General features: G+C 69.3%; 21 protein-coding genes. 9 read left to right on the forward strand and 12 right to left on the reverse strand.

All coding sequences use genetic code 11. The annotated features are described in order from the left end of the window. The first annotated feature begins 70 nt into the window (after positions 1-70). On the forward strand, positions 71-1,285 hold the full coding sequence (gene zapE, locus MFF24_RS14365) for a cell division protein ZapE (protein WP_238225094.1): 1,215 nt from the start codon (positions 71-73) through the stop codon (positions 1,283-1,285). Positions 1,286-1,288: 3 nt separating this feature from the next. Here the strand turns inward: zapE and MFF24_RS14370 are convergent, their stop codons facing one another. The 4 genes from MFF24_RS14370 to MFF24_RS14385 all read right to left on the reverse strand — a co-directional run bounded on the left by MFF24_RS14370 (position 1,289) and on the right by MFF24_RS14385 (position 3,702). Beyond that, a complete protein-coding gene (locus MFF24_RS14370) occupies positions 1,289-1,864 on the reverse strand; it encodes a DNA-3-methyladenine glycosylase (protein WP_238225095.1) in 576 nt (191 codons plus the stop codon). A 20-nt stretch (positions 1,865-1,884) separates the two neighbouring features. Beyond that, positions 1,885-2,571, reverse strand: coding sequence for a ribonuclease HI (gene rnhA, locus MFF24_RS14375; protein ID WP_238225097.1), 687 nt, complete (start codon positions 2,569-2,571; stop codon positions 1,885-1,887). Between the two features lie 106 nt (positions 2,572-2,677). Beyond that, positions 2,678-3,481, reverse strand: a complete 804-nt coding sequence (locus tag MFF24_RS14380) for a hypothetical protein (protein WP_238225099.1) — start codon at positions 3,479-3,481, stop codon at positions 2,678-2,680. After that, positions 3,478-3,702: a hypothetical protein gene (locus MFF24_RS14385; protein ID WP_238225101.1), complete on the reverse strand. Its 225-nt coding sequence runs from the start codon at positions 3,700-3,702 to the stop codon at positions 3,478-3,480. The genes MFF24_RS14380 and MFF24_RS14385 overlap by 4 nt, the downstream gene beginning before the upstream one ends. Before the next feature lie 463 nt (positions 3,703-4,165). Between MFF24_RS14385 and MFF24_RS14390 the strand changes: the two genes are divergently transcribed. Together MFF24_RS14390 and gshB are read left to right on the forward strand one after the other, a co-directional pair. After that, positions 4,166-4,474, forward strand: coding sequence for a hypothetical protein (locus MFF24_RS14390; protein ID WP_108938899.1), 309 nt, complete (start codon positions 4,166-4,168; stop codon positions 4,472-4,474). A gap of 147 nt (positions 4,475-4,621) precedes the next feature. Beyond that, positions 4,622-5,578 (forward strand): glutathione synthase, encoded by a 957-nt coding sequence (gshB, locus tag MFF24_RS14395; RefSeq protein WP_238225103.1) that lies wholly within the window; start codon positions 4,622-4,624, stop codon positions 5,576-5,578. 220 nt (positions 5,579-5,798) lie between these two features. On the opposite strand, the gene MFF24_RS14400 is transcribed toward gshB, so the two are convergent. The 5 genes from MFF24_RS14400 to MFF24_RS14420 all read right to left on the reverse strand — a co-directional run bounded on the left by MFF24_RS14400 (position 5,799) and on the right by MFF24_RS14420 (position 10,195). Next, a complete protein-coding gene (locus MFF24_RS14400; RefSeq protein WP_238225105.1) occupies positions 5,799-5,954 on the reverse strand; it encodes a hypothetical protein in 156 nt (51 codons plus the stop codon). A 599-nt stretch (positions 5,955-6,553) separates the two neighbouring features. Further along, the gene (locus MFF24_RS14405; protein ID WP_238225107.1) at positions 6,554-8,128 is read right to left on the reverse strand and encodes a cation:proton antiporter; all 1,575 of its coding nucleotides are present in this window, start codon (positions 8,126-8,128) and stop codon (positions 6,554-6,556) included. Positions 8,129-8,248: 120 nt separating this feature from the next. Further along, positions 8,249-9,001 carry an N-acetylmuramoyl-L-alanine amidase gene (locus MFF24_RS14410; RefSeq protein WP_238225109.1) on the reverse strand — a complete coding sequence of 251 codons (753 nt, stop codon included), beginning with the start codon at positions 8,999-9,001 and terminating at the stop codon, positions 8,249-8,251. Next, on the reverse strand, positions 8,998-9,723 hold the full coding sequence (locus MFF24_RS14415; protein ID WP_238225111.1) for a TerB family tellurite resistance protein: 726 nt from the start codon (positions 9,721-9,723) through the stop codon (positions 8,998-9,000). The genes MFF24_RS14410 and MFF24_RS14415 overlap by 4 nt, the downstream gene beginning before the upstream one ends. A 202-nt stretch (positions 9,724-9,925) precedes the next feature. Continuing rightward, complete coding sequence (locus MFF24_RS14420) at positions 9,926-10,195, reverse strand: YMGG-like glycine zipper-containing protein (RefSeq protein WP_012252649.1); 270 nt, start codon at positions 10,193-10,195, stop codon at positions 9,926-9,928. Positions 10,196-10,425: 230 nt separating this feature from the next. Here MFF24_RS14420 and MFF24_RS14425 point away from each other — a divergent pair, with 230 nt between their 5' ends. The 3 genes from MFF24_RS14425 to dusA all read left to right on the forward strand — a co-directional run bounded on the left by MFF24_RS14425 (position 10,426) and on the right by dusA (position 12,632). Then, complete coding sequence (locus MFF24_RS14425; protein ID WP_238225112.1) at positions 10,426-11,052, forward strand: urease accessory protein UreE; 627 nt, start codon at positions 10,426-10,428, stop codon at positions 11,050-11,052. Positions 11,053-11,180: 128 nt separating this feature from the next. Beyond that, entirely contained in the window at positions 11,181-11,333 is a 153-nt protein-coding gene (locus MFF24_RS14430; RefSeq protein ID WP_238225114.1) for a hypothetical protein, read from the forward strand. A gap of 276 nt (positions 11,334-11,609) precedes the next feature. Continuing rightward, a complete protein-coding gene (gene dusA / locus MFF24_RS14435) occupies positions 11,610-12,632 on the forward strand; it encodes a tRNA dihydrouridine(20/20a) synthase DusA (protein ID WP_283214506.1) in 1,023 nt (340 codons plus the stop codon). Positions 12,633-12,753: 121 nt separating this feature from the next. Here dusA and MFF24_RS14440 read toward each other — a convergent pair whose 3' ends face one another. From MFF24_RS14440 to MFF24_RS14450, 3 genes are all read right to left on the reverse strand, one after another. Then, a complete protein-coding gene (locus MFF24_RS14440; protein WP_425543184.1) occupies positions 12,754-14,766 on the reverse strand; it encodes a putative bifunctional diguanylate cyclase/phosphodiesterase in 2,013 nt (670 codons plus the stop codon). A gap of 311 nt (positions 14,767-15,077) precedes the next feature. Next, entirely contained in the window at positions 15,078-15,530 is a 453-nt protein-coding gene (locus MFF24_RS14445) for a response regulator (RefSeq protein WP_108938907.1), read from the reverse strand. A 60-nt stretch (positions 15,531-15,590) separates the two neighbouring features. Next, complete coding sequence (locus MFF24_RS14450; RefSeq protein ID WP_108938908.1) at positions 15,591-16,058, reverse strand: BLUF domain-containing protein; 468 nt, start codon at positions 16,056-16,058, stop codon at positions 15,591-15,593. A 226-nt stretch (positions 16,059-16,284) separates the two neighbouring features. Here MFF24_RS14450 and MFF24_RS14455 point away from each other — a divergent pair, with 226 nt between their 5' ends. The 3 genes from MFF24_RS14455 to MFF24_RS14465 are packed head-to-tail and all read left to right on the forward strand — an operon-like array spanning position 16,285 to position 21,397. Continuing rightward, on the forward strand, positions 16,285-17,670 hold the full coding sequence (locus tag MFF24_RS14455; RefSeq protein ID WP_238225117.1) for a flagellar hook protein FlgE: 1,386 nt from the start codon (positions 16,285-16,287) through the stop codon (positions 17,668-17,670). A gap of 26 nt (positions 17,671-17,696) precedes the next feature. Continuing rightward, positions 17,697-19,589: a flagellar hook-associated protein FlgK gene (gene flgK, locus MFF24_RS14460; RefSeq protein WP_238225118.1), complete on the forward strand. Its 1,893-nt coding sequence runs from the start codon at positions 17,697-17,699 to the stop codon at positions 19,587-19,589. Between the two features lie 14 nt (positions 19,590-19,603). Next, positions 19,604-21,397 carry a hypothetical protein gene (locus MFF24_RS14465; protein ID WP_238225119.1) on the forward strand — a complete coding sequence of 598 codons (1,794 nt, stop codon included), beginning with the start codon at positions 19,604-19,606 and terminating at the stop codon, positions 21,395-21,397. Positions 21,398-21,438: the final 41 nt, after the last annotated feature.

Genomic DNA, 21,438 nt, shown 5'->3' on the forward strand with positions numbered 1-21,438 from the left:
GCGGGCAAGTCCCGTCTCCGCCGGCCCGCTCGCCGAACGAGGCGCTTCCTCACGCGAACGATCGGCCGGGATGCCCGAGAGTCACGCCCCCTCCGACCCTGCCCGCGCCGGCGCGCCCCCGCCCGGCCGGGTCCGCGAGCGCTACGACGCCCTGGTGGCCTCGGGCGCGATCGAGCGCGACCCCTCGCAGATCCGCCTCGTCCAGGCCCTCGACAGGCTGGTGCAGAATCTGGAACGCCGCCGCCGGGCGAAGAAGGGCAGTGCGCTCGGCTGGCTGTTCGGTCGCAAGGACGACGATGCCGGGCCTCCGAAGGGGCTCTACATCTGGGGCTCGGTCGGCCGCGGCAAGACCATGCTGATGGACCTGTTCCACGAGGTTGCGCCGGGTCCGAAGCGGCGGGTGCACTTTCACGGCTTCCTCGCCGACGCGCATGAGCGCATCCACGCCCACCGGCAGGCGCTGAAGCGCGGCGAGGCGAAGGGCGACGATCCGATCCCGCCGGTGGCCGACGCGCTGGCGGCGGAGGCGACGCTGCTGTGCTTCGACGAGTTCACGGTGACCGACATCGCCGACGCGATGATCCTGGGCCGCCTGTTCGGAGCGCTGTTCAAGCGCGGCGTGACAGTGGTGGCGACTTCCAACGTCGAGCCCGACCGGCTCTACGAGGGCGGCCTCAACCGCGCGCTGTTCCTGCCTTTCGTGGCGGAGCTGACGCAGCGGGTGGAGGTGCTGCGCCTCGACTCCCGCACCGATTTCCGGCTGGAGAAGCTCGGCGGCAGTTCGGTCTACCATGTTCCCGCAGACGCGACGGCCGATGCCGCGCTGGACGCCGCCTTCAGGGCGCTCACGGGCCGCGCGAAGGGCAAGCCGAGCACGGTCACGGTGAAGGGCCGTGCGGTGCCGGTGCCGGAGGAGGCCGGCGGCGTCGCCCGCTTCCATTTCGACGATCTGTGCCGCAAGCCGCTCGGCGCCTCCGATTACATGGCGCTCGCCGACAGCTTCCACACCCTGATCGTCTCGGGGGTCCCGGTGATGGGTGAGGCGGAGCGCAACGAGGCCAAGCGCTTCATCACCCTCATCGACACGCTCTACGACGCGCATGTGAAACTCGTCGCCTCGGCCCAAGCCGAGCCGACCGGGCTCTACACCGCGGCAGAGGGCCGCGAGGCCTTCGAGTTCGAGCGCACCGCCTCCCGCCTGATCGAGATGCGCTCCGAGGAATATCTCGGCACGCCGCACGGCCGCGCGCCCTCGCAATCCAGTGCGGGCCTCGCCGAGACCTGAGCCCTACCCTGCCGCACCGGCGCCGGACCTTGTCCGCGGCAGCGGCCGGCTGAGATAGGGTGAGCCGGGGACGAGGAAGCGCCAGGGCGCCTCGACCCCGCGGCTGATGCCGATGCGGGTCGTCGCGGCTACGCTCACGTGTCCGACCGGCGCCACCCAGGTAAAAGGCGCCCGGTCGAGGGGCAGGCCGTCATGCGAGCGGTCGATGCCGAGGGCCTGAGCGAGCCGGCCGGGCCCGGCGCAGAGCAGGCGCGGCGTGTCGAGCCCGCGGCGGGCGCGCATCGTCTCCAGACCCGCGGTCGGTTCGAGCGCGCGCAGCAGCACGGCGCTGCCGGTCTCGCAGACGAGATTGAGGCACCAGTGCAGGCCGTAGGAGCGGTAGACGTAGGCGCGGCCCGGCGGCCCGAACATGCTGGCGTTGCGCGGCGTCGGCCCGGCGAAGCTGTGGGAGGCCGGATCGGTCCGGTCATAGGCTTCCGTCTCGACGATGCGGCCGCCGACACCGTCCGCGAGCAGGCGCCAGCCGATCAAGTCGGCGGCCACGGTCGCGGCGGGGCGATCGAAGAAGGCCGGATCCATGGCGCCCATCCCCGGCCCGATCAGGACGCCTTCTGCAACTCGGCCCGGACGCGGGCGACACCCGGCGGCTTGAGTTCCAGCGCCAGCCGCACCGCATCCTCGAGATAGGCCTGCGGGGTGATGCCAGCCCGGGCCGCCGCCCGCGACAGGGCGTTGGCGAGATCCGCGCTCAGGGCCATCGGCACCGTCTTGGATTGCACAGGCTGGGCGGGCGCCGGCGCAGCCTCGGCCGGCACGGGATCGGCCGGCGGGAGCACCGTTTCACCCGAAGCCTTCCCGCTCAGGGCCTCGCGCCGGCCGAGCGCCGCGAGACGGTCGGCGCGCTCGTTGCCGGCCTCGCCGGCATGGCCGCGCACCCAGGTCCAGCGCACGTCGCGGGCGGCGGCCAGCGCGTCGAGCCGCTGCATCAGGTCGATGTTCTTCACCGGCCCCGTGGCGGTGCGCCAACCACGAGCCTTCCAGCCGCGCATCCACTCGGTGACGGACTTGATCACGTATTGGCTGTCGCAGCGCATCTCGATCGCGGCGCCCTCGGGGAAATAGGCCAGCGCGCTGATCGCGGCGGTCAACTCCATGCGGTTGTTGGTGGTGGCGCGCTCACCGCCATGCAGCTCGACCGTGCCGGCGGGATCCTGGATCACCACGCCCCAGCCGCCGGGACCGGGATTGGGGTCGCAGCCGCCATCCGCGTAGACGATGGTTCGCATCGATCCCCTTCACTCCGAACTGATGAGCCTGCCGATTCCGGGGCGAGGCCTGGGCTCAAGCATCGTCCTCGTCCGAAAGCCGGCGGCCGGCTTTCGGGAAGATACCCTAATATTTGGCAATGACCGGCGGGGCCACCACCGCCTGCTCCGGCGGATCGACGAGGCCACAGCGGGCGGCGGCGTCCGGGGGCAGGAGCGGGTCGAGCAGCCCCCGCCGCCCTTCGAGGAAAGCGACCGCCTGCTCGGCCGGCGCCGCCTCGCGACCGGGCATCTCGACCAGGAAATGTTCGAGCGCGTAGCGGTAGCGAACGATCCGCAGGGAGGTTTCCAAGCGCATCCAGGCGACGAGGCAGCGGTTCTCGGCCACCCGCATCGCGGCCTGGCGCACGTCCCCATCGTCGAGGCTCTTGGCGAACGGCAAGGCACGCAGCCGTACCGCATCCGCCTCGAAGACGCGCCCGGCCAGTGCCGCGAAGGGCGGGATCAGCCGACCATCGGCGACAGCGTCCTCCGACAACTTTCGGTAGCGCGAATGAGGAGACCGAAACGACTCGGAGATCAAATCGCCGTGATAGGCGGGAATGTCGGGCTGCCGCCAGCGCGGCGGCAGAACGCGGGCACGGGTCAGATTGGCCAGCGCATCCTCGAAGGCGGCCCGGCTGTCGGCGGGCATCAGGAACCGCCAGGCACGGTCGCGCAGCACCCCCTCGTCGTCGGTGAGCGGATAGACCGAAGCCGGCGTGCCGCGCTCGCGGGCCGCCAGGGTCCCGGTGGTCTCGATCAGCCGGTTCCAGGCGCTCGGCGCCGGGCGGCCGAAATCCCCCTCCTGCGCGCAGGCGCTCAGCAGAAGCGGCGCCAGAAGCAGAGCGCGGGGAGGCAGGCCGAAGAGTCGCGAGCCGAGGCGCGTCACGAGCGGCGGCGGCGCGGAACCGGCAGGACCTCGACCTCCGGCATCCTCTCGTAGCGCACACCCGTGAACAGCAGGATCTGGCCGCGCGGCGCATCATCCGCCTCGCGGCGGAAGCGGCGGTTCGTCGTGGGGACGAAGGGAACGACCGAGTCTGTCGCGCCGCGATCCCGATGACCCGGCTTCGCGGACAGGGCGGATGAAGACGTCTTGGAAGAGGGCATGGGCCTGTCCCGTCGATGTGTGTGGCGGCCGGCTCCCGCCCGTCGCCGTCCGGAACGGGGGCGGCGGGTCGGGCGGGCGCTGCTCGTGAGCGGGACGGGCCCGCCCCGGCCGGGCGATCTCGGCAAAAAGCTCAGCACGACGTGGTTAACGGAGTGTTTCAACACACGCCGCATTCCGGCCTTCCAAGGGGCCGGCAGGGGCCTTCGCCAGCACGCGTGGCGTCTCCGGCACGGTCTTTGCGAGACGGATTGCGCCCATGGCGGGCGTTTCCTCCCTTGACTTCGGCCCCGCGCGAATCCCGCTGCGGGGCCCCTTTCTTTTCGGCCCTTCGATCATGGGTCGCAAGCTCAGGCCGCGCGTGTCGGCGCGCACGAGAGCGGCGGCGTGCTGCGCTTGCTAACGAGGGGCGATGCCCGATATGCGGTGCCAACTCATTTTGGATCGAGCGAAGGACAAGGCAGGATGCGTCCGGACTTCTCACGATTTGGCGGCGCGGCGCGCGGCGCGTCCACGGCCCTGAGACTGGCGCCGCTCGCGCTGCTGGCCCTGGTGGCGGCGAGCCCGGCCCAGGCCCAGCGCGAGGACCAGGGACTGCAGCTCGGCTGCGCCAACGATTATTTCCGGCTCTGCGCCGGCGTCGATCCGAACAGCTCGGATGCCGATGCCTGCATGACGCGCAATCGCCCCCGCCTCTCGCCCGAGTGCAAGTCCGCGATCAGCGACTATGACCGGCGCACCGGCGGCGCCTCGCAGCCCCGTGGCCAGCGCTAAAGCATCGTTTCTTTCCGAAAGCCGGGGGGCACCCTTCGGGATGGTGCCCGAGGACCGCCGCCATCGGAGAGCGATTGATCGGAACGGAGCGGGCTCGTCGAGAGCCCGCTTTTTCGGCGGAACGCGCACGGTAAGCCGGGGACGAGCATGGCGTTGAGCGTCGCGGTCCAGATGGACCCGATCCAGTCGATCCGCATCGCGGGCGACACCACCTTCGCCCTGATGCTTGAAGCGCAGGCGCGAGGCCACAGCCTCTACACCTACACGCCGGACCGCCTCTCGATGCAGGGCCGGCTGGTGACGGCCTATGCCCAGCCGGTGACGGTCCGGGACGTCGAGGGCGCACATGCGAGCCTCGGGGATCCGGAGCGCATCGATCTCGCCGCGGTCGACGTGGTGCTGATGCGCCAGGATCCGCCCTTCGATATGGCCTACGTCACGGCCACCCACATGCTGGAGAAGGTCGCCGGGCGCACCCTGGTGGTCAACGATCCGGCCGAGGTTCGGAACGCACCGGAGAAGCTGTTCGTCCTCGATTTCCCCGAATTGATGCCGCCGACCCTGATCTCCCGCGACCGCACCGAGATCGAGGCGTTCCGCAAGGAGCACGGTACCGTCGCAATGAAGCCGCTGCACGGGCATGGCGGCGCGGCGGTGTTCCGGGTCTCGGAGGAGGATCCGAACTTCGGATCGATGTTCGACCTGTTCACCGCCACGTTCCGCGAGCAGTGGGTGGTGCAGCGCTTCCTGGAAAAGATCACCGAGGGCGACAAGCGCATCATCCTCGTGGACGGCGAGCCGATGGGCGCGATCAACCGCGTGCCGGCCAAGGGCGACATCCGCTCCAACATGGTTCGTGGCGGTGCGGCCGGCGCCTCCGACCTGACCGAGCGGGAGCGCGAGATCTGCGCCACCATCGGCCCGGAACTGCGCCGTCGCGGCCTGATCCTCGTCGGCATCGACGTGATCGACGGGCATCTCACCGAGATCAACGTCACCTCCCCTACCGGCATCCGCACCATCAAGCGGCTCGGCGGCCCCGATCTGGCGGTCTCGGTCTGGGATGCGATCGAGGCGAGGCTCGCCGCCCGCGTGAGCCCGTAACAGCGGCCCGGGACGGCGCAGCGGAACCCGGGATCTGCCCGCGACGCCACGCTGGACATGATGTCGAGGCCCGCCATGGGTTGCACGCCTGTGGCGCGCCCCTCGGGTCCGGGCTCGCTGACCAGCGCCCCGGAATAAAGGCGGTGAGAGCAAGACCGAACCGATCGCCCCAGGAACGGTCTCAGACATCTCCTGCCCGGCGGGGCGACGCGCGACGCCGCTATCGAAACACCGGCAACCCCGAGCCGATCAGCGCGAGGCCGAGAATCAGCAGGACGCCGGCCAGGGATTCGGCGAGCGTTGAGCGCGGGCCGAAGCGGTGCGCCTGGGCCGCCAGACCAACACCCGTGACGAGGCAGACTGCGCTCGCAACCATCAGCACGGCCGCTCCCGGCCAGCGCGACCTGCCGCATCGAACCGCTTCGGCGGATGCGGAAGTTGATGTGACGGCTCGAACATTGAAATCAGCATCTGTGCCGCCTCCGGCCCATTTGCGCCAGCGGAGGGCGCGAAGATATGAGAGATCGCAAACGCGTCGCTGGACACACGCCATGACGTGACACGTGAGCGAAAGACTTTCCCGGCGCACTTCCGACCACTGCCCTCTGTCGTCGCCGCTCCGAGTCCACGATTTTTAACGCGTTTGCTTGAGAAACGCTCAAAATCTGCGGTTGTATATTTCGATCACACACAGTTATTTTGGAAAATTAGATCTATTGTCCTACATGCAACACTGAATTTCGATCAACGAACCATTTCTTCACACATGAATGTGGCGGAAAGATTATAATCATGAGGCGACAGACAGTTCATATGTCACATCATCCTCGATTTTGCGCGCGAAACATGCGTGCGAATTCACAACTCCCCGTACATCTTCCGCGCAGACCTACGACGAATTGCGCCTTCACTTCACCTCGCACTCGGCGCATTCGAAGATGAAGAGCGAGACTTCAGCGGCGCATCCTATGCCGATCACGCCTCGCCCCGCGGGGTTGCATTGAGCTCCGCCCAATCGAGCTCCTCCTCCAGCACGAAGTAGGCATCGTCGCCGATCCGCCCATCTCGGCGCAGCGCGAGGAGGCGGTCGCGGGCGGCGTGAATCGCGCGCCGGCGCGGCCGGTCGGTCGGCAGGCCTTCCGGGGCGAGACCTTCCTCGTGCGCCTCGGCCTTGGCCAGGGCGGCGTGAAACTCCCGCCGCAGGGCGTCGGCCGCCTCCGACCGGTCGCCGCTCAGAGCCTCGACCGCGGCCCCGTAGGCTTCGGCCCGCGCCCGGCCCACCTCGCGGCCGACCGGATCGGAATCCTCCAGGCCGAGCCACGCCAGGATCGGACGCAGGGTGAGGCCCTGCACCACGAGCGTGCCAATCACCACGCAGAAGGCCGTCAGCACGATCAGGTCGCGGTAGGGGAACCCGCCGCCTGGCCCGCCCTCGGGCAGGGCCAGGGCCGTGGCGATGGTGACGAGGCCGCGCATGCCCGACCACGAGACGGCGAAGCCCGCGCCGAGGCCGAGATCGCGGCTCTTACGCGGGTCGTCCCGATCTGCGGGATCGGTGCCGAAGCCGACGCGGCGGATGGCGCTCGCCGGCAGCACCCAGGCGATACGGACGAGGATCACGGTGACGACCACCGCCCCGGCGACGGAGGCGTAGGCGAATTCCTGCTCGGGCGTCATCCGCGCGAGGATCGGCCCGATCTGCTCGCCGATCAGCACGAAGGCGAGAACGTTGAGCACGAAGATCGCCGTGTCCCAAACCGCGTTCGAGATCACCCGCAGGCGCGGCGAGGTCTGGCCGGGGGCGCGGCGGGCCACGGTGATCGCGAAACTCACCACCGTCAGCACGCCGGACAATTCCAGCGCCTCGGCAGCGATCCAGAGGCCGAAGGCGGCCGAGAACTGCAGCACGATCACGCTCATCGGTTCCTCGACCCGGCGCAGGATCCGCAGGTAGACGAGCGCGGCGAGCGGCCCGGCCACGAGGCTGCCGACGACGCCGATCGCGAAGGCCGGCGCCACCTCGGCGAAGGAGAAATGGCCCGTCACAGCGGCGGCGACGCCGAGTCGGTAGATCAGCAGCGAGGCGGCATCGTTCAGAAGGCTCTCGCCGCGCAGGATCGTGGCAAGGCGGTGCGGCAGCGAGACGTGACCGAGCACCGAGAGCGCCGCCACCGCATCGGGCGGCGCCACGATCGCGCCCAGCACGATGGCGGCCGCGAGCGGCATGTCGGGGACGAGCCAGAGCGCGACCGCCGCGACCGCCGCCGTCGTCGCCGCCACCGCCCCGACCGCGAGCCCGGCGATGGGGCGGGCATTGCGCTTCAGATCTCGCAGCGAGGTGCTGTAGCCCGCATCCATCAGCACGGGCGCGAGGAACAGGGCGAGCGCCAGTTCGGGATCGAGGCTGAGACTCGGCACACCCGGGATGAAGGCGATGCCCACGCCGCCGAGCGCCAGGAAGGCCGGATAGGGCGCGCGCAAACGCCGCGCCAAGCCGGCGAGCAGTACCGCGCCGACCAGGACGCCGACGATCCAATAGAACACGAACATGAAGTCAAACGGGGCCCGACGCCCAACCGTGCCGATGACGGTGGCGTCGAAACGCCGGGCAGCCGGAAATCTTTCCGAATTTTCCCGCTCGTGTGACGTGAGCGTGATGTGAGGTCTTGGTCAGGCCGGCTGCGCGGCGATTAGGTCACGCAGGGTCGTGATTGTGGAGGAATCCGCAATCCCATCGATGCGGGCCGGGCGGAAATGGCGCTGGAAGGCGGTCACGACCGCGCGCGTCGCCTCGTCGAAGTGCCCGGTGACCGGCTGCTCGTAGCCGTAGAGGGCGAGCATCGCCTGAAGGGCCTCAATGGGCTGGCCGGTCTCACCCATGGCGAGGAAGCGCCCGTCGCGCACGGGGGCGGGCGCTACCCAGTGCCCGACGCCTTCGCGCGCCAGACGCTCCCAGGGAAAGTTTTCGCCCGGATCCTCCTTGCGGGCGGGCGCCACGTCGGAATGGGCGAGGATACGGGGGCCCGGAATCGCGCGCCGGACGACGATGTCGCGGGCGAGCTCGATCACCGCCGCGATCTGCGCCTCCGGATAGGGCGGAAGACCGCCGGCATGGCCGGGATGGGCGATCTCGATACCGATGGAGCGGGAATTGATATCGCGCGCCCCCGCCCAGGCGCCGGCACCGGCATGCCAGGCCCGGTCGGCCTCGGACACCATCTGCACGATGCGCCCGTCCTCGAAAACGAAGTAATGGGCCGAGACTTCCGCCGCCGGGTCGCACAGGCGCTCCAGTGCTCCCTGTGCAGTGGGCATGCCGGTGTAGTGCAGGATCAGCATGTCGAGGGCGTCGCCGACCCGAACGCCGCGGTTGGGCGAGGCGACGACGGCCTGCACGAGCGGGCTGTCGGAGGCGAAGCTCACTTCAATCCCCGCTCGGCCGCGATCCGATCCCAGGCGGCGTTGATGGCGGCGAGCCGGTGCGTGGCGATCGCCACCGCCTCCGGCGGCAGGCCGCGGGCCAGCGCCCGGTCGGGATGGTTCTCGGCTACCAGTCGCCGGTACTGCGCCTTGAGGGCGGCCGGGTCGGCGGAGCTTTCGAGGCCGAGCACGAGGTAGGGATCGTCGGAGAGCCGCACATGCCGGGCGGCGATCCGGCGGAAGGCGGCCTCGTCGAGGCCGAAGATGCCGGCCACCGCGCGCAGGTACTGCTCCTCACCCTCGTGGATCGCCCCGTCGGCGGTGGCGATGTGAAACAGGCCGTCGAGCACGTCCTCGAGCAGGGCCGGTTCTTCGCCGAAGGCCGAGGCGAGTTGCCCGGCATAGGCCTCGAAGCCGTCCGTCGTCGCCTTGGCAAGGTCGAACAGGCGCTGGACGCCCGCGCGCGCCTCGGGATCGACCTGCACGACGCGCCCAAACGCCTGAACCTCGGAATCGGTCACCACCCCGTCGGATTTCGCCATCTTGGCCGCGAGCGCCACGAGTCCGGTGGTGAACACCACGTCCCGCGGCGTCGGCCCGAAGGGCGCCCCCTCGCGATCGACGAGGAAGTGGCCGGCGACGCTCCCCACCAGCGCCCCGATCGGCCCGCCGACCAGCACGCCGATTCCCGCCCCGCCGATCTTACCCCACAGGCCGGTGCTCATCGGGCGCCGCCCGTGGACGGTCGAGGGGAAGGTGAGAGATCCAAGACGGGCAAGGACGAATCCGAGGTCATTCGGCGGGAGCGTTCGTCACGGCTTAACGCCGCAAACCGTACCGCGGCGCAAGCCCGATGCGTTGACAGGCCGCAAAAAGAAAGGGCCGAGGCTCCCCGCCCCGGCCCTTCCCGCAACGCACGTGTCGCAATCAGCGGCAGTAGACGTTGCCGTACTCGTCACGGAAGGTCCCATAGGGGCAGCGCGGCGCCGTGGCGGCACCGGCGATGGCGCCACCCGCGCCGCCGATCGCGGCACCGGCGAGCGCACCGCCCGCGCGGCCGGTGGCGAGACCGCCGACCGCGGCGCCCAGACCCGCACCGAGGGCCGCACCGCCCAGCGCACGATCCTGAGGCGTGTTGCAGGCACCGAGCGAGAGCGCGAGGCTGCCCGCGAGGGCAGCGGCAATGAGTCTCTTCATGGTGGTCCGAACTCCCTTGTGCATCGGCGATCGGGCCTGTTGCCGGCGCGGAGCACCGTTTGGCCTTGATTTGTCACCGGCCGCCATCGACGGCACATGAAACGGCCAAGATTGGGGCAGGTTGCATCGGCGCATGACTTTTCGCCCTGCGCCTGCCATCTGAGGGCACATCTGTTGCAAAATCGCCCGGCTTCGGCCCGTTGCCGCCGGGTTCATGACCGAGGACCGCCATGCCTAAAGCCAGCCTGATCGTCCGCAAGGCCGCCGTCCGGCCCGATCTCGTCGTCGATACGGTGACCCTCGACCACACCGCGCGGGGACAGGCGCACGCCCATCTGACCACGGCGGGTGGGCTATCGGTCGATCTCACCTTGGAACGCGCCGCGGGCCTTGAGGACGGCGACGCGTTGAAGCTCGACGACGGACGCCTCGTCGGCGTGCGCGCCGCCGAGGAGGCGCTGCTCGAAGTCCGCGCCGGCAATCCCGTCCGTCTACTGCGCCTTGCCTGGCAACTCGGGGGCGAGCACGTTCCCGCCGAGGTCGGTGCGGATGTTCTCTACGTCCCGGCCAGGGCCGCCGAACTGGTCCGCGGCGCGGGCTGCACGGCCAACCCGGTGAACCGGCCCTTCAAGCCGGAAAAGGCAGCCCACGACCACAGCCAGTGCGGTCACGACCACCATGACCATGGCCACCATCACCACGACCACGAAGCCCACGCGCATCACGATCATGGACACGACCAGGGGCACAAGCATGGGTCCGACCATGACCACGGTCATAGCCATGACCACGGCAGCTGCGGGCACGATCACAGCCATGATCACGAGCATGGCCACGGGCATCGTCATAAGCATTGAGCCCCCGGCTCCGTCGAGAGACAGCGCTGAAGTTGCGTGGGCGGCACGGGCGTAGCCCTTGCCGTTCCAGTACGGAACAGGTGGCGATGCGGGATCGTTGCCCCTGAGATTACACCCGGAGGCGGGCCGTGACGGCACTCAGCGTCTTCCAGAACGACGACGGCCTCTGGGCCGTCACCGCACAAGGTCTCGTGGTCACTGGCCTGACCAAGGAGGGCGCGGAGGCCTTTGCGGAGGCCTTCCTGCGTCTTCACGACGAGCCGCCCCCGGCAGCAACCTAGCCGGTCGGCGTCAGGCTGCCTGCCGCTGCGCAGGCGCTCGGCCTGTCATGACGTTCGCTTCTCTTCCGGCTCTGGATCAGGCGTGATATCCGGGCGCGCATCGCGGACAGCCCCCCTCAACGATGGCCTTCGGCTCGTGGAGCGAAGGCGCAAGCCGATGACCGGCCTCTCCGGATAGGGCGGTGCGCTTCCGATCGAACCGCCCCGTGCATCGATCCTGCATCGGTCCTCGCGGACGGCTCAGGGCGGACGAGAATCGAACGGAACAGGGCGCACGTGTCGACGCCGACAGACATCCCGAACGCTCTCAGCGGCTGGCGCTTCAGCGTCGCCCCGATGATGGACTGGACCGACCGGCAATGCCGCGCGTTCCACCGCACCCTGTCGCGCCGGGCTCGGCTCTACACCGAGATGGTGACGACCGGCGCCGTGCTGCACGGGGATCGGGAGCGGCTGCTCGGCTTCGATGCCGGCGAGCATCCGGTTGCGGTGCAGCTCGGCGGCTCCGATCCGGGGGATCTCGCGGCGGCGGCGCGGATCGCCGCCGATTTCGGTTACGCCGAGATCAACCTCAATATCGGCTGCCCGTCCGACCGGGTGCAGGAGGGACGCTTCGGCGCCTGCCTGATGCGCGAGCCGGACCTGGTCGGCGCCTGCGTCGCGGCCATGAAGGCGGCCGTCTCCGTACCCGTCACGGTGAAATGCCGCCTCGGCGTCGACGATCAGGATATCGAGCAGGCCCTCGACGCCGTGGCCGGCACGGTAGTCGCGGCTGGCGCCGACGGACTCATCGTCCATGCGCGCAAGGCCTGGCTGAAAGGCCTGTCACCGCGCGAGAACCGGGATGTACCCCCCCTCGATTACGGCCGCGTCGCCCGGTTGAAGCGGGCGCATCCCGCCCTGCCGATCGCGATCAACGGCGGGATCGCCGACATCGCCGCCGCCAAGGCGCGGCTGACGGAGGTCGACGGCGTGATGATCGGTCGGGCGGCCTACACCGAGCCGGCGCTGCTGCTCGACGTCGATCCCGAGCTGTTCGGCGAGCCGGCGCCCGTGGCCGACGCCTTCGCCGCGGTCGAGGCGTTCGAGCCGGTCATCGCGGAAGGCCTCGAACGCGGCCTGCGGCTTCATGCCTATACCCGGCACATGCTCGGCCTGTTCAACGGGCGACCCGGAGCGCGGGCCTATCGCCGGCATCTGGCCACCGCCGGCATGGGCGCGGAGGCCGGGATCGGCACGCTGCGCGAGGCGGCGGCCAAGGTCTCGCGGGAACGTCCGCCGGCTTCCGCAGCGGCCTGACGACTGGTCCGTCTCAAAGGGACGAAATGGCGATCGGTCTCAGAGCGCCTCACGAAACGCCCGCTCACCGACCGTTCTCGCCCTGGCGAGGACAACGCCGCGGGCGTTTTGTGAGAGGCGCTTAGGCGGCGCAGCGCTTGGGGCCGTTCCAGGTCTCAAGAAGCGCCGGAAGGGCGCTGGCCGGAACCGGCGGGCTGAACAGGTAGCCCTGCACCTCGTCACAGCCCTCCTCGCGCAGCCAAGCGAGTTGCTCCGGCGTCTCGACGCCTTCCGCGGTCGTCGTCATGCCGAGGCTGGAGGCGAGGCTGACCACCGCCCGCACGATGAAGCCCGAACCCTGCTCCACCGTCAGGTCGCGGGTGAAGGACTGATCGACCTTCATCTTGTCGAAGGGGAAGCTGCGCAGGTAGCTCAAGCTGGAATAGCCGGTGCCGAAATCGTCCATGGCGATGCGGACCCCGAGGTCCCGCAGCCCGTGCAGGATCGCCACCGTGGCGCTGCCGTTCACGAGCAGGACGCTCTCGGTAATCTCGAGTTCGAGGCGGCGGGCGGGCAGTTTGCTCTCGGCCAGCGCCTCCTTCACGGTACCGATCAGCGCGCTCGAGGTGAATTGCGCCGCCGAGACGTTGACCGCGACCTTGAGCCCCTCCGGCCAACGCGCGGCCTCCCGGCAGGCGCGCCGTAGGACCCATTCGCCCAAAGGCACGATGAGGCCGATCTCCTCGGCGAGCGGCACGAATTCGGCGGGCGAGACGCGGCCTCGCGTCGGATGAGTCCAGCGCAGCAGCGCCTCGAAGCCGCAGATGCGCTCCTGGGAAAGGTCGTAGATCGGCTGGTAGTGCAGGTCGAACACCTCCGCCTCGAAGGCGGCGCGCAGGTCGAGTTCGAGGGAGCGGCGGGCCTGAAGGCGGGCGTCCATCTCCGCCTCGAAGAACCGGAACACGCCGCGCCCGTCGCCCTTGGCGCGATAAAGGGCGACGTCGGCGCATTGCATCAGCCGCTCGGGCTCCAAGCCGTCGCTCGGCGCGAGCGCGATCCCGATGCTGACGCCGATGGTCACGGAATGATGGGTGAGGGCGTAGGGCGCGCTGACCACGTCGAGAATGCGCTTGGCCAGGGTGGCGGCATCCGCCGGCGTCTCGACTGCCGCCTGGATCACCGCGAACTCGTCGCCGCCGAGCCGGGCCACGATGTCCACCTCGCGCAGGCAGGCTCTGAGGCGATGGGCCACCGCCCGCAGCAACTCGTCGCCGACCGCATGGCCGAGCGTGTCGTTGACCTGCTTGAAGTTGTCGAGGTCGAGGCAGAGAACGGCGAAACCGGTATCGCGCCGGGCCTGGATGATCGCCCCCTCGATGCGCTCGCGCAGCAGCACGCGGTTGGGCAGTTCGGTCACGGCATCGTGCCGGGCCATGTGGGCGATGCGGGCCTCGGCGTTCCAGCGCTCGGTCACTTCCTCGAAGATCGCCACGAAGCCGCCGCCGTCGATCGGCTGGATTTCGATGGCGACGATGCGCCCGTCGGCGAGGTGCTGGATCTGGGTCGGCACGGCGTCGGCCCCCATCAGCGCGCCGATCTCGGCCAATTGCTCGGCCTCGCTCCGTTCCGGCCGGCTTTCGGCCATGACGCTCCGGCGCAGCACCTCCTGTGCCGGCATGCCCGGCGTCACCGCACCGGGCGGCAGGCGGTAGATCTCGTGATAGCGGCGGTTGATCACGAGCAGCCGGTGATCGCGATCGTAGAGCAGGAAGCCCAGGGACAAGGTGTCGAGCGCCGCGTTCAGCCGGGCGATACGGTCGCTCAGTTCCTCCTCGCGGCGCTCCAAACCCGCGATGTCGGTTGCAGACCTCAAGCCGGCCCCGTGCCCGGCCATCGCCGCACCGAGACCGCTGACGAGCTGACGCAAGGCGAGGAGCACCAGGGCGAGCGCCGCGGTACCGGCGCCGGCGATCAACAGCGCACGCGAGGCCGGTTCAGTGGAGAACGAGGCCGCGAACGCGGCGGCCGCCAATCCCGTCACGGTCAGGCACAGCCACAGGCCGGCGCGCAGGACGTTGCCGCGCATTCCACCGACGCCCCTTCGCGGGACCGACGAGCGATCCGCGGCTCCGCAACCTTCGGCCTGCGCCTGCATCAGTAGCCCGACCTTCCTCACCGTCCGCGACGACAATGCCCGGATCCGGTTAAGAGGGCCTCACGGAATCCAACCACAGATCGACCTGTCTCGGGCTCAGCCGACGGTTCGGAGCGATCCTGCCTCCCGCGCGTGCCCCTCTTCCCGGCATGCGCGTGCGCCTGTTCGAGGCGGCGATGCGCGACATCCCGGATCGACCATGAGACGGGCCGTCCCCGGAGTGGCCGGTTCAGAGTGCCTCACAAAGCTCCCGGTCCCCGACCGTTCCCGCTCCGGCGAGAATAGCGCGGCGGGAGTTTTGTGAGAGGCACTCAGAACTTGCCCAGCAGCGGAAATTCCTGGCTCAGCGTCGACTCGGCGGGCAGCGGCGCCTCGCGGCGGCGCGGCTTGCGGTTGAGCACCTGTTTCAGCTTGGTCTTCAGGAGGTTGATGTCGAACGGCTTGAGGATGAAGGCGTCGGCACCCGCGACGTGGGCGTGGTTGATGTCCTCAAAATCGAATGAGGTCTCGGTCAGGATGAAGGGCGTGTTCATCAGGCTGTCGTCGGCCCGGATCTCCCGCAGGAGCTGAAGCCCGTCCATCGGCTCCATGGCGAGGTCGGAGATGACCAGGGCGTAGCGGCGCTCCCGCATGCGGCTGAGGGCCTCGGTGCCGTCCGATACGCCCTCCACGTCCGGGAATCCGAGGCGGGACATCAATTCGATGATCAGCCGCAGCAGCTTGGGCTGGTCGTCGACGATGAGGATGGGAAGTGTGTCGCTCATGGCGTCCGAGGGCGTGTCTCAACAGGAACTCTGGGGGGCGGGCTCAGGCCGTCCGCCCGCTCAAACGAACAAGTGGTCGATGCCCTGTTTGGCCATCGATTCGGCTTGCAGCGTGATGGCCAGCCCATGAATGGCGCTGCCCTTCGGCGTACCCCGCTGCAGCATCGGCAGCAGGCCGGATTTGGCGAAGTGCGGATCGTTGGCGGGCGTGCGGCTCACCGTCGTGAACGAGCTCACGAACTCGCGCTTGGCGATCTCGCGCCACTCGACGATCTGCACGTCGCGATGGCGCGAATCGGCGGCGATGCGCTGGAAGGTCTCGTTGACCGACTGGCGCTCGCCTTCGACCACTTGGATCGCGAAATTCTGGTCGATGATCAGGAAGCTCGTGATCACCGCGAACTCGTTCTTCTTTTGAGCCTGCCGCGTGATGTCGCCGATCTGCTTCGCGCGCAGAGCCGGCTCGTTCGAGATGGTCAGGCGCGAGAAGTAGATCAGGTGGACGAGGCTCGTCCTCTTGTTCTTCATGGATGCCGTCCGACGCGAAAGCTCGGTCTCCATCCTAACGGCCGTCGCGATAACGGGCCGTAAACACGGCCGAACTGGGCAGAAACTGCCGCACAGACCCCCCAGGTAGTCCGAATCTGCCGAGATCGCGCGACACCCGGCCAACAAGATCAATGACTTAGAACTGGCATACCGCTTGCGGCCTCTCATCGACCGCCCGTGCGGCCTTAGGGAGCGAGCCAAAGCCATGGACGTCTTTTCCGCGCTTCAGACCGCGGTCTCGGGCCTGAAGGCGCAATCCTTCTCGCTGAGCAACATCTCCGGCAACATCGCGAACTCGCAGACGACCGGCTACAAGCGCATCGATACGGGCTTCGTCGACATGCTCGTCGACAGCAGCAGCACCAAGAACCAGACCGCGGGTTCGGTCGCCGCATTCTCGGAACTCACCAACTCGATCCAGGGCAACAAGGTCTCGACCGGCGTCTCCACCAACATGGCGCTCGACGGTCAGGGCTTCTTCGTGGTGCGCAAGAAGACCACCGACACGGGCGGCGGCGAGAGCTTCTCCACCGCCAACCTCTATACCCGCCGCGGCGATTTTGCCGCGGACAAGGACGGCTACCTCGTCAACGGCGCGGGCGCCTATCTCGTCGGTGCGAGCCTCGACCCGGTCACCGGCCAGACCAACGGCACCGGGCCGATCCGGATCTCCAACGCGATCATCCCGGCCAAGCCGACGACGACGATCACCTACTCGGCCAACCTGCCGAAGACACCCGCCACCACCAACGTCGCCTCGACCAACGGCATGCTCTCCACCTTCAGCGACGGCTCCGATGCGCGGGTGACGCCGACCAACGGCAGGACCGGCGGCACCGTCTCCCAGGCCAACGCGCAGAGCCTGATCGACAACAGCATCGCCGGCCCGGCGCTGACCGTCTACACCGCCTCCGGCGCGCCCGTGAGCGTGCAGAGCCGTTGGGCAAAAGTGGCCGCCGCCGACACGGCGACCGGCACGAGCGACACCTGGAACCTGTTCACCGCTGACAATGCCAGCGTCACCGGCAACCAGACAAGCTGGACCAATATCGGCCAGGCCTTCACCTTCAGCGGCAGCGGTCAGATGACGGCTCCGACCGGGGACACGGTTCCGATCAACAACCTGACGGTCGATGGCGTCAACGTCGGTACCGTCAGCCTCAATCTCACTGGTGGCCTGACGCAGTACGCCGCCGCCTCCGGCTCGGTGACGACCAACGACCTCAAGCAGAACGGCTACGCCTCGGGCTCGCTGAATTCCGTCGAGGTCGGCGAGAACGGCATCATCAGCGGCAAGTACTCGAACGGCTCGGTGATCGGGCTGGCCCGGATCGAGGTGGCGCAGTTCGTCAATCCCGACGGGCTGAAGCCGGATTCGCTCGGCAACTACCAGCAGACCGTCGCCTCCGGCGAGGCGATCAGCGGCCTTAAGGACTCGACCGTGGTCGGTGCCAACCTCGAACAGTCGAATACGGACATTGCTGCGGAATTCTCAAAGATGATCGTTACCCAACAGGCCTACTCTGCCAACACCCGGGTGATGTCCACGGCGCAGACGATGATCTCCGATCTCCTGAACGTCATCCGCTGACCGGCTCCTGAGCGAGGAGAGACGCCTTGGCCCTCGATGCGTTCAGCACGGCGACCGCCGGCCTGCGGGTCACGCAGGCCCAGATCGGGGTCGTCTCGCAGAATATCGCCAATGTCGGCACGGCGGGCTATGTCCGGCGCACGCTCTCGCCCGTCAGCTCAGGCCTGGGCAATGCGGGCGTCGCCACCGGCACGATCGGGCGTGCCCTCGACGCCGCGGCGCTCAAGCAGCTCCGCTCCGAGACGTCGGGCGCGGCCTACACCTCGCTGATGTCCAAGACCCGCACGCAGCTCGATACGCTCTACGGGCGGCCCGGCGACGCTTCCGCGCTCGACGGCGTGTTCAACCGCTTCACGCTCTCGCTGCAGACGCTCGCCGCCAACCCGACCTCGACGGCGGCGCGGGCGACGGTGCTCAGTGCGGCCAACGACATCGCCAGCCGCATCGGCAGCGCCGCCAACGGCGTCCAGGCCCTGCGTTCGGGGCTGGAGACGCAACTCGGCATCGACACCAGCAAGGCGAGCGACCTGCTCGCGCAACTGGCCAAGCTCAACACCCGCATCGTCGCGACCTCGGCCGGCGATCCGAGCCGCCCCGAGCTGGAGGATCAGCGCGACCAGGCGCTCACCAGCCTGTCGGGCCTGATCGACATCAACGCCGTCACCCAGAGCGACGGCAGCGTGAGCGTGCTGACGAGCTCGGGCGTCACCCTGCTCGACCGCTCGAATGCCGCCACACTCAGCTTCGATGCCCGGGGCACCCTCTCGGCCAACGCCCTCTACGACAGCGATCCCTCGCGCAGCGGCGTCGGCACCATCGTCGCGACGACGCCCGGCGGCGGCAAGATCGATCTGCTCGCCTCGGGAGCGATCCGTTCCGGCTCGATCGCCGCGGCGATCGAGCTGCGCGACACCGCCCTGCCGCAGGCACAGCGCCAGCTCGACGACCTCGCCGCGGGCCTGTCGCGGGCGATGTCCGACCGGGTCGCCACCGGCACCGTTCCCACCGACGGCACCCAGGGCGGCTTCGACATCGATCTCACCGGCCTCTCGGCCGGCAATGCCATCACTCTGACGGTGCAGGACGGGAGCGGGACGCAGCGCAACCTGATCCTGATGCCGTCCTACCAGGCGCCGCCGCCGGCCGTTCCCGCCGGGGGCACCGAGGACGCGAACGCTACGATCATTCCCTTCACGATCCCGCAGCCCGGTTCGGGCCGCGACCCCGCCTCGGTCCGCAGCGCGATCGCGGCCGCCCTGGGCGGGGGTTACAGCGTGTCGAGCGCGCCGGGCGGCGCGGCCGGCGCGATGCGGATCCTCTCGACCGGCGGCGCCTCCCTGGTCGCGGCGAGTGCCAGCGTGACCCAGGTCACCTCGGCGGGCGACATCAAGGGTGCCGCCACGCAGCTTCCGCTCTTCGTCGACGGCGCCTCCGCCGCGCTCTACACCGGCTCCTTCGACGGCGGCTCGCAGCTCACCGGCTTCGCGCAGCGCATTGCCGTGAACCCGGCGGTGGTCGGCAGCGCCGGCAGCCTCGTCGGGATTACCGGGGCCGGCACCGGATCGAGCGTCGGCGACGGGACCCGGCCCCAGGCCATGTACACCGCGCTGACGAGCACGCAGCGCCTGTTCTCCTCGTCGAGCGGCATCAGCGGCATCGACGCGCCGACGCGCTCCAGCGTCGCCGACTTCGTCCAGGGCGTCATCTCGGTGCAGGGCGCCGCGGCCGCGGCGGCGCAGGATCTCGACGAGGGCCAGAGCATCGCCCTCTCGACGGCGCAGGGGCGCTTCGCCTCCGCCTCGGGCGTCAACATCGACGAGGAGATGTCGAACCTGATCGCGCTTCAGCAGGCCTACGCGGCCAATGCCCGCGTGCTGACCGCGGCGCGCGACATGATCGACACCCTGCTCAGAATTTAGCTGCGGAGCCGCCGATGACCATTTCCGCCTTCGCCGCCGGCACCTACCGCTTCGACCGCCAGTCGGCGAGCCTCGTCGGCATGAAGAACCAGCTCGACGGGCTGGCTCAGCAGCTCTCGACGGGGCGCACCGCCGAGACCTATGGCGGCCTCGGCGTGGCACGCACGACGAGCCTCAGCGCCCACGCCGCGATCAGCGCCCAGGACGGCTACGTCGCGGCGATCTCGTCGGCCGAGACCCGGGTGAAGCTCACGAGCGCCAGCCTGACCCAACTCAAGTCGCTGTCCGACAACACCCGCTCCAGTATCAGCGGCAACGTCACCTCCCGCAACGAGAAGCTGCCGGCCACCACCGTGCAACTCGCCGCCAACAACCTCGCGGCGGCCGTCGATGCCCTGAACCAGCAGGCGGGTGGGGTCTACGTCTTCTCGGGGCGGGCCACCGAGACGCAGCCGGTCGTCTCCCAAGAGGCCATCATGAACGGCATTCCGGCGGAGGGCCTGGACGGACTCAAGGCGCTGATCGCCGAGCAGAAGAAGGCCGATCTCGGCCCATCCGGGAACGGACGCCTGATCCAGGGCACCGGCACCCGGACGGTCAGCCTGTCGGAGGATGCCAACCCGGAGGCGCGGGCGAATTTCGGCTTCACCCTCATGGCCGCGTCGAGTTCGAACAGCGCCTCGCTCGGCGCCACCTTCTTCGCGGGGGCGAAGCCCGATGTCGCCCTCAACTTCGCGCAGCAGCCCGCCGACGGCGCCCAGGTGCGGGTCGTCGTGCAGCTCGCAGACGGCAGCCAGAAGACCCTCGACCTGACGGCCCGCGCGGGGGAAGCCGGGAACGCGGCCGGCGCCTTCGCCATCGGCAACACCGCGGCGGAGACGGCCGCGAACTTGAAGCGGGCGCTCGGCGGCGCCGACATCGCCAGTGTGCAGAGCGCGAATCCGCCCGGCGTGACCGCCACCTTCTCCAACGGGCAGGCTGCCTCGACCGTTTTCACGGTCGGGAGCGGCATCGCGGCCGGCGACGCCATCACGCTCAAGCTCGGCCTGCACGACGGCACGACCCGGACGATCACCCTGACCGCTGCCGAGACGGCCGCTTCCACCTCGACGACGACCTTCGCCCTCGGCGCCACCCCGGACGACACCACCGCGAACCTGTCGCGGGCGCTCCAGAACGCCCTGACCTCGGCCGCCAACACCGACCTCTCGGCGAGTTCGACGGCCCGCGCCTCGCTCAACTTCTTCGAAGGGTCGCCGGTGGCGGGCCTGAGCCCGCGGCGCGTTGCGGCGGACGGCAACGGCTACGCCGAGACCGCGAGCGCCAAGACCTTGATCTGGTACAAGGGCGACACCGCCGCCGACCCGCGGGCGACGGCGACCGTGCAGGCCGGCACCAGCCGGACGGTGGCCATCGGTGCCCAGGCCAACGAGGAGGCGATCCGCCGGACGCTGGCCGGTATCGCCGCGATGGCCGCCGAGAGCTTCACCAGCGGGACCGGAGCCGTCGATACGGCGCGCTACGAGGCGGTGTCCAACCGGGCGTCCAGCCTGCTCACCGCGGGCGAGAACCAGCAGAGCCTGGAGCAGCTCGGCACCGATTTCGGCCTTGCGGCCAGCAGCATGGCCAATGCGAAGGCGGTGGCGAACACCACCAAGGCGACCCTGGAGGCCTCTCTCGACGGCGTCGACACCGTCTCGACCGAGGAGGTCGCGGCCAAGCTGCTGAGCCTGCAGACGCAGCTGCAGGCGAGCTACAAGGTCACCTCGATCCTCTCCGAGATGAGCCTCGTGAACTATCTGCGGTAGGATCCCGGCCTGATCCGCTCGATCTCGCGAAGAGCGGCCGA

It is taken from the genome of Methylorubrum aminovorans (genome assembly GCF_022179725.1).
GTDB classification, from domain to species: domain Bacteria; phylum Pseudomonadota; class Alphaproteobacteria; order Rhizobiales; family Beijerinckiaceae; genus Methylobacterium; species Methylobacterium aminovorans.

Coding starts and splice junctions, on each gene's coding strand:
- MFF24_RS14445 (WP_108938907.1), bottom strand. CDS start 15,530: ATGAGCGACACACTTCCCATCCTCATCGTCGACGACCAGCCCAAGCTG.
- zapE (WP_238225094.1), top strand. CDS start 71: ATGCCCGAGAGTCACGCCCCCTCCGACCCTGCCCGCGCCGGCGCGCCC.
- rnhA (WP_238225097.1), bottom strand. CDS start 2,571: ATGCGAACCATCGTCTACGCGGATGGCGGCTGCGACCCCAATCCCGGT.
- MFF24_RS14400 (WP_238225105.1), bottom strand. CDS start 5,954: ATGGTTGCGAGCGCAGTCTGCCTCGTCACGGGTGTTGGTCTGGCGGCC.
- MFF24_RS14455 (WP_238225117.1), top strand. CDS start 16,285: ATGGACGTCTTTTCCGCGCTTCAGACCGCGGTCTCGGGCCTGAAGGCG.
- MFF24_RS14450 (WP_108938908.1), bottom strand. CDS start 16,058: ATGAAGAACAAGAGGACGAGCCTCGTCCACCTGATCTACTTCTCGCGC.
- MFF24_RS14370 (WP_238225095.1), bottom strand. CDS start 1,864: ATGGATCCGGCCTTCTTCGATCGCCCCGCCGCGACCGTGGCCGCCGAC.
- MFF24_RS14390 (WP_108938899.1), top strand. CDS start 4,166: ATGCGTCCGGACTTCTCACGATTTGGCGGCGCGGCGCGCGGCGCGTCC.
- gshB (WP_238225103.1), top strand. CDS start 4,622: ATGGCGTTGAGCGTCGCGGTCCAGATGGACCCGATCCAGTCGATCCGC.
- MFF24_RS14420 (WP_012252649.1), bottom strand. CDS start 10,195: ATGAAGAGACTCATTGCCGCTGCCCTCGCGGGCAGCCTCGCGCTCTCG.
- MFF24_RS14385 (WP_238225101.1), bottom strand. CDS start 3,702: ATGCCCTCTTCCAAGACGTCTTCATCCGCCCTGTCCGCGAAGCCGGGT.
- MFF24_RS14440 (WP_425543184.1), bottom strand. CDS start 14,766: ATGCAGGCGCAGGCCGAAGGTTGCGGAGCCGCGGATCGCTCGTCGGTC.
- MFF24_RS14465 (WP_238225119.1), top strand. CDS start 19,604: ATGACCATTTCCGCCTTCGCCGCCGGCACCTACCGCTTCGACCGCCAG.
- MFF24_RS14415 (WP_238225111.1), bottom strand. CDS start 9,723: ATGAGCACCGGCCTGTGGGGTAAGATCGGCGGGGCGGGAATCGGCGTG.
- MFF24_RS14425 (WP_238225112.1), top strand. CDS start 10,426: ATGCCTAAAGCCAGCCTGATCGTCCGCAAGGCCGCCGTCCGGCCCGAT.
- MFF24_RS14405 (WP_238225107.1), bottom strand. CDS start 8,128: ATGTTCGTGTTCTATTGGATCGTCGGCGTCCTGGTCGGCGCGGTACTG.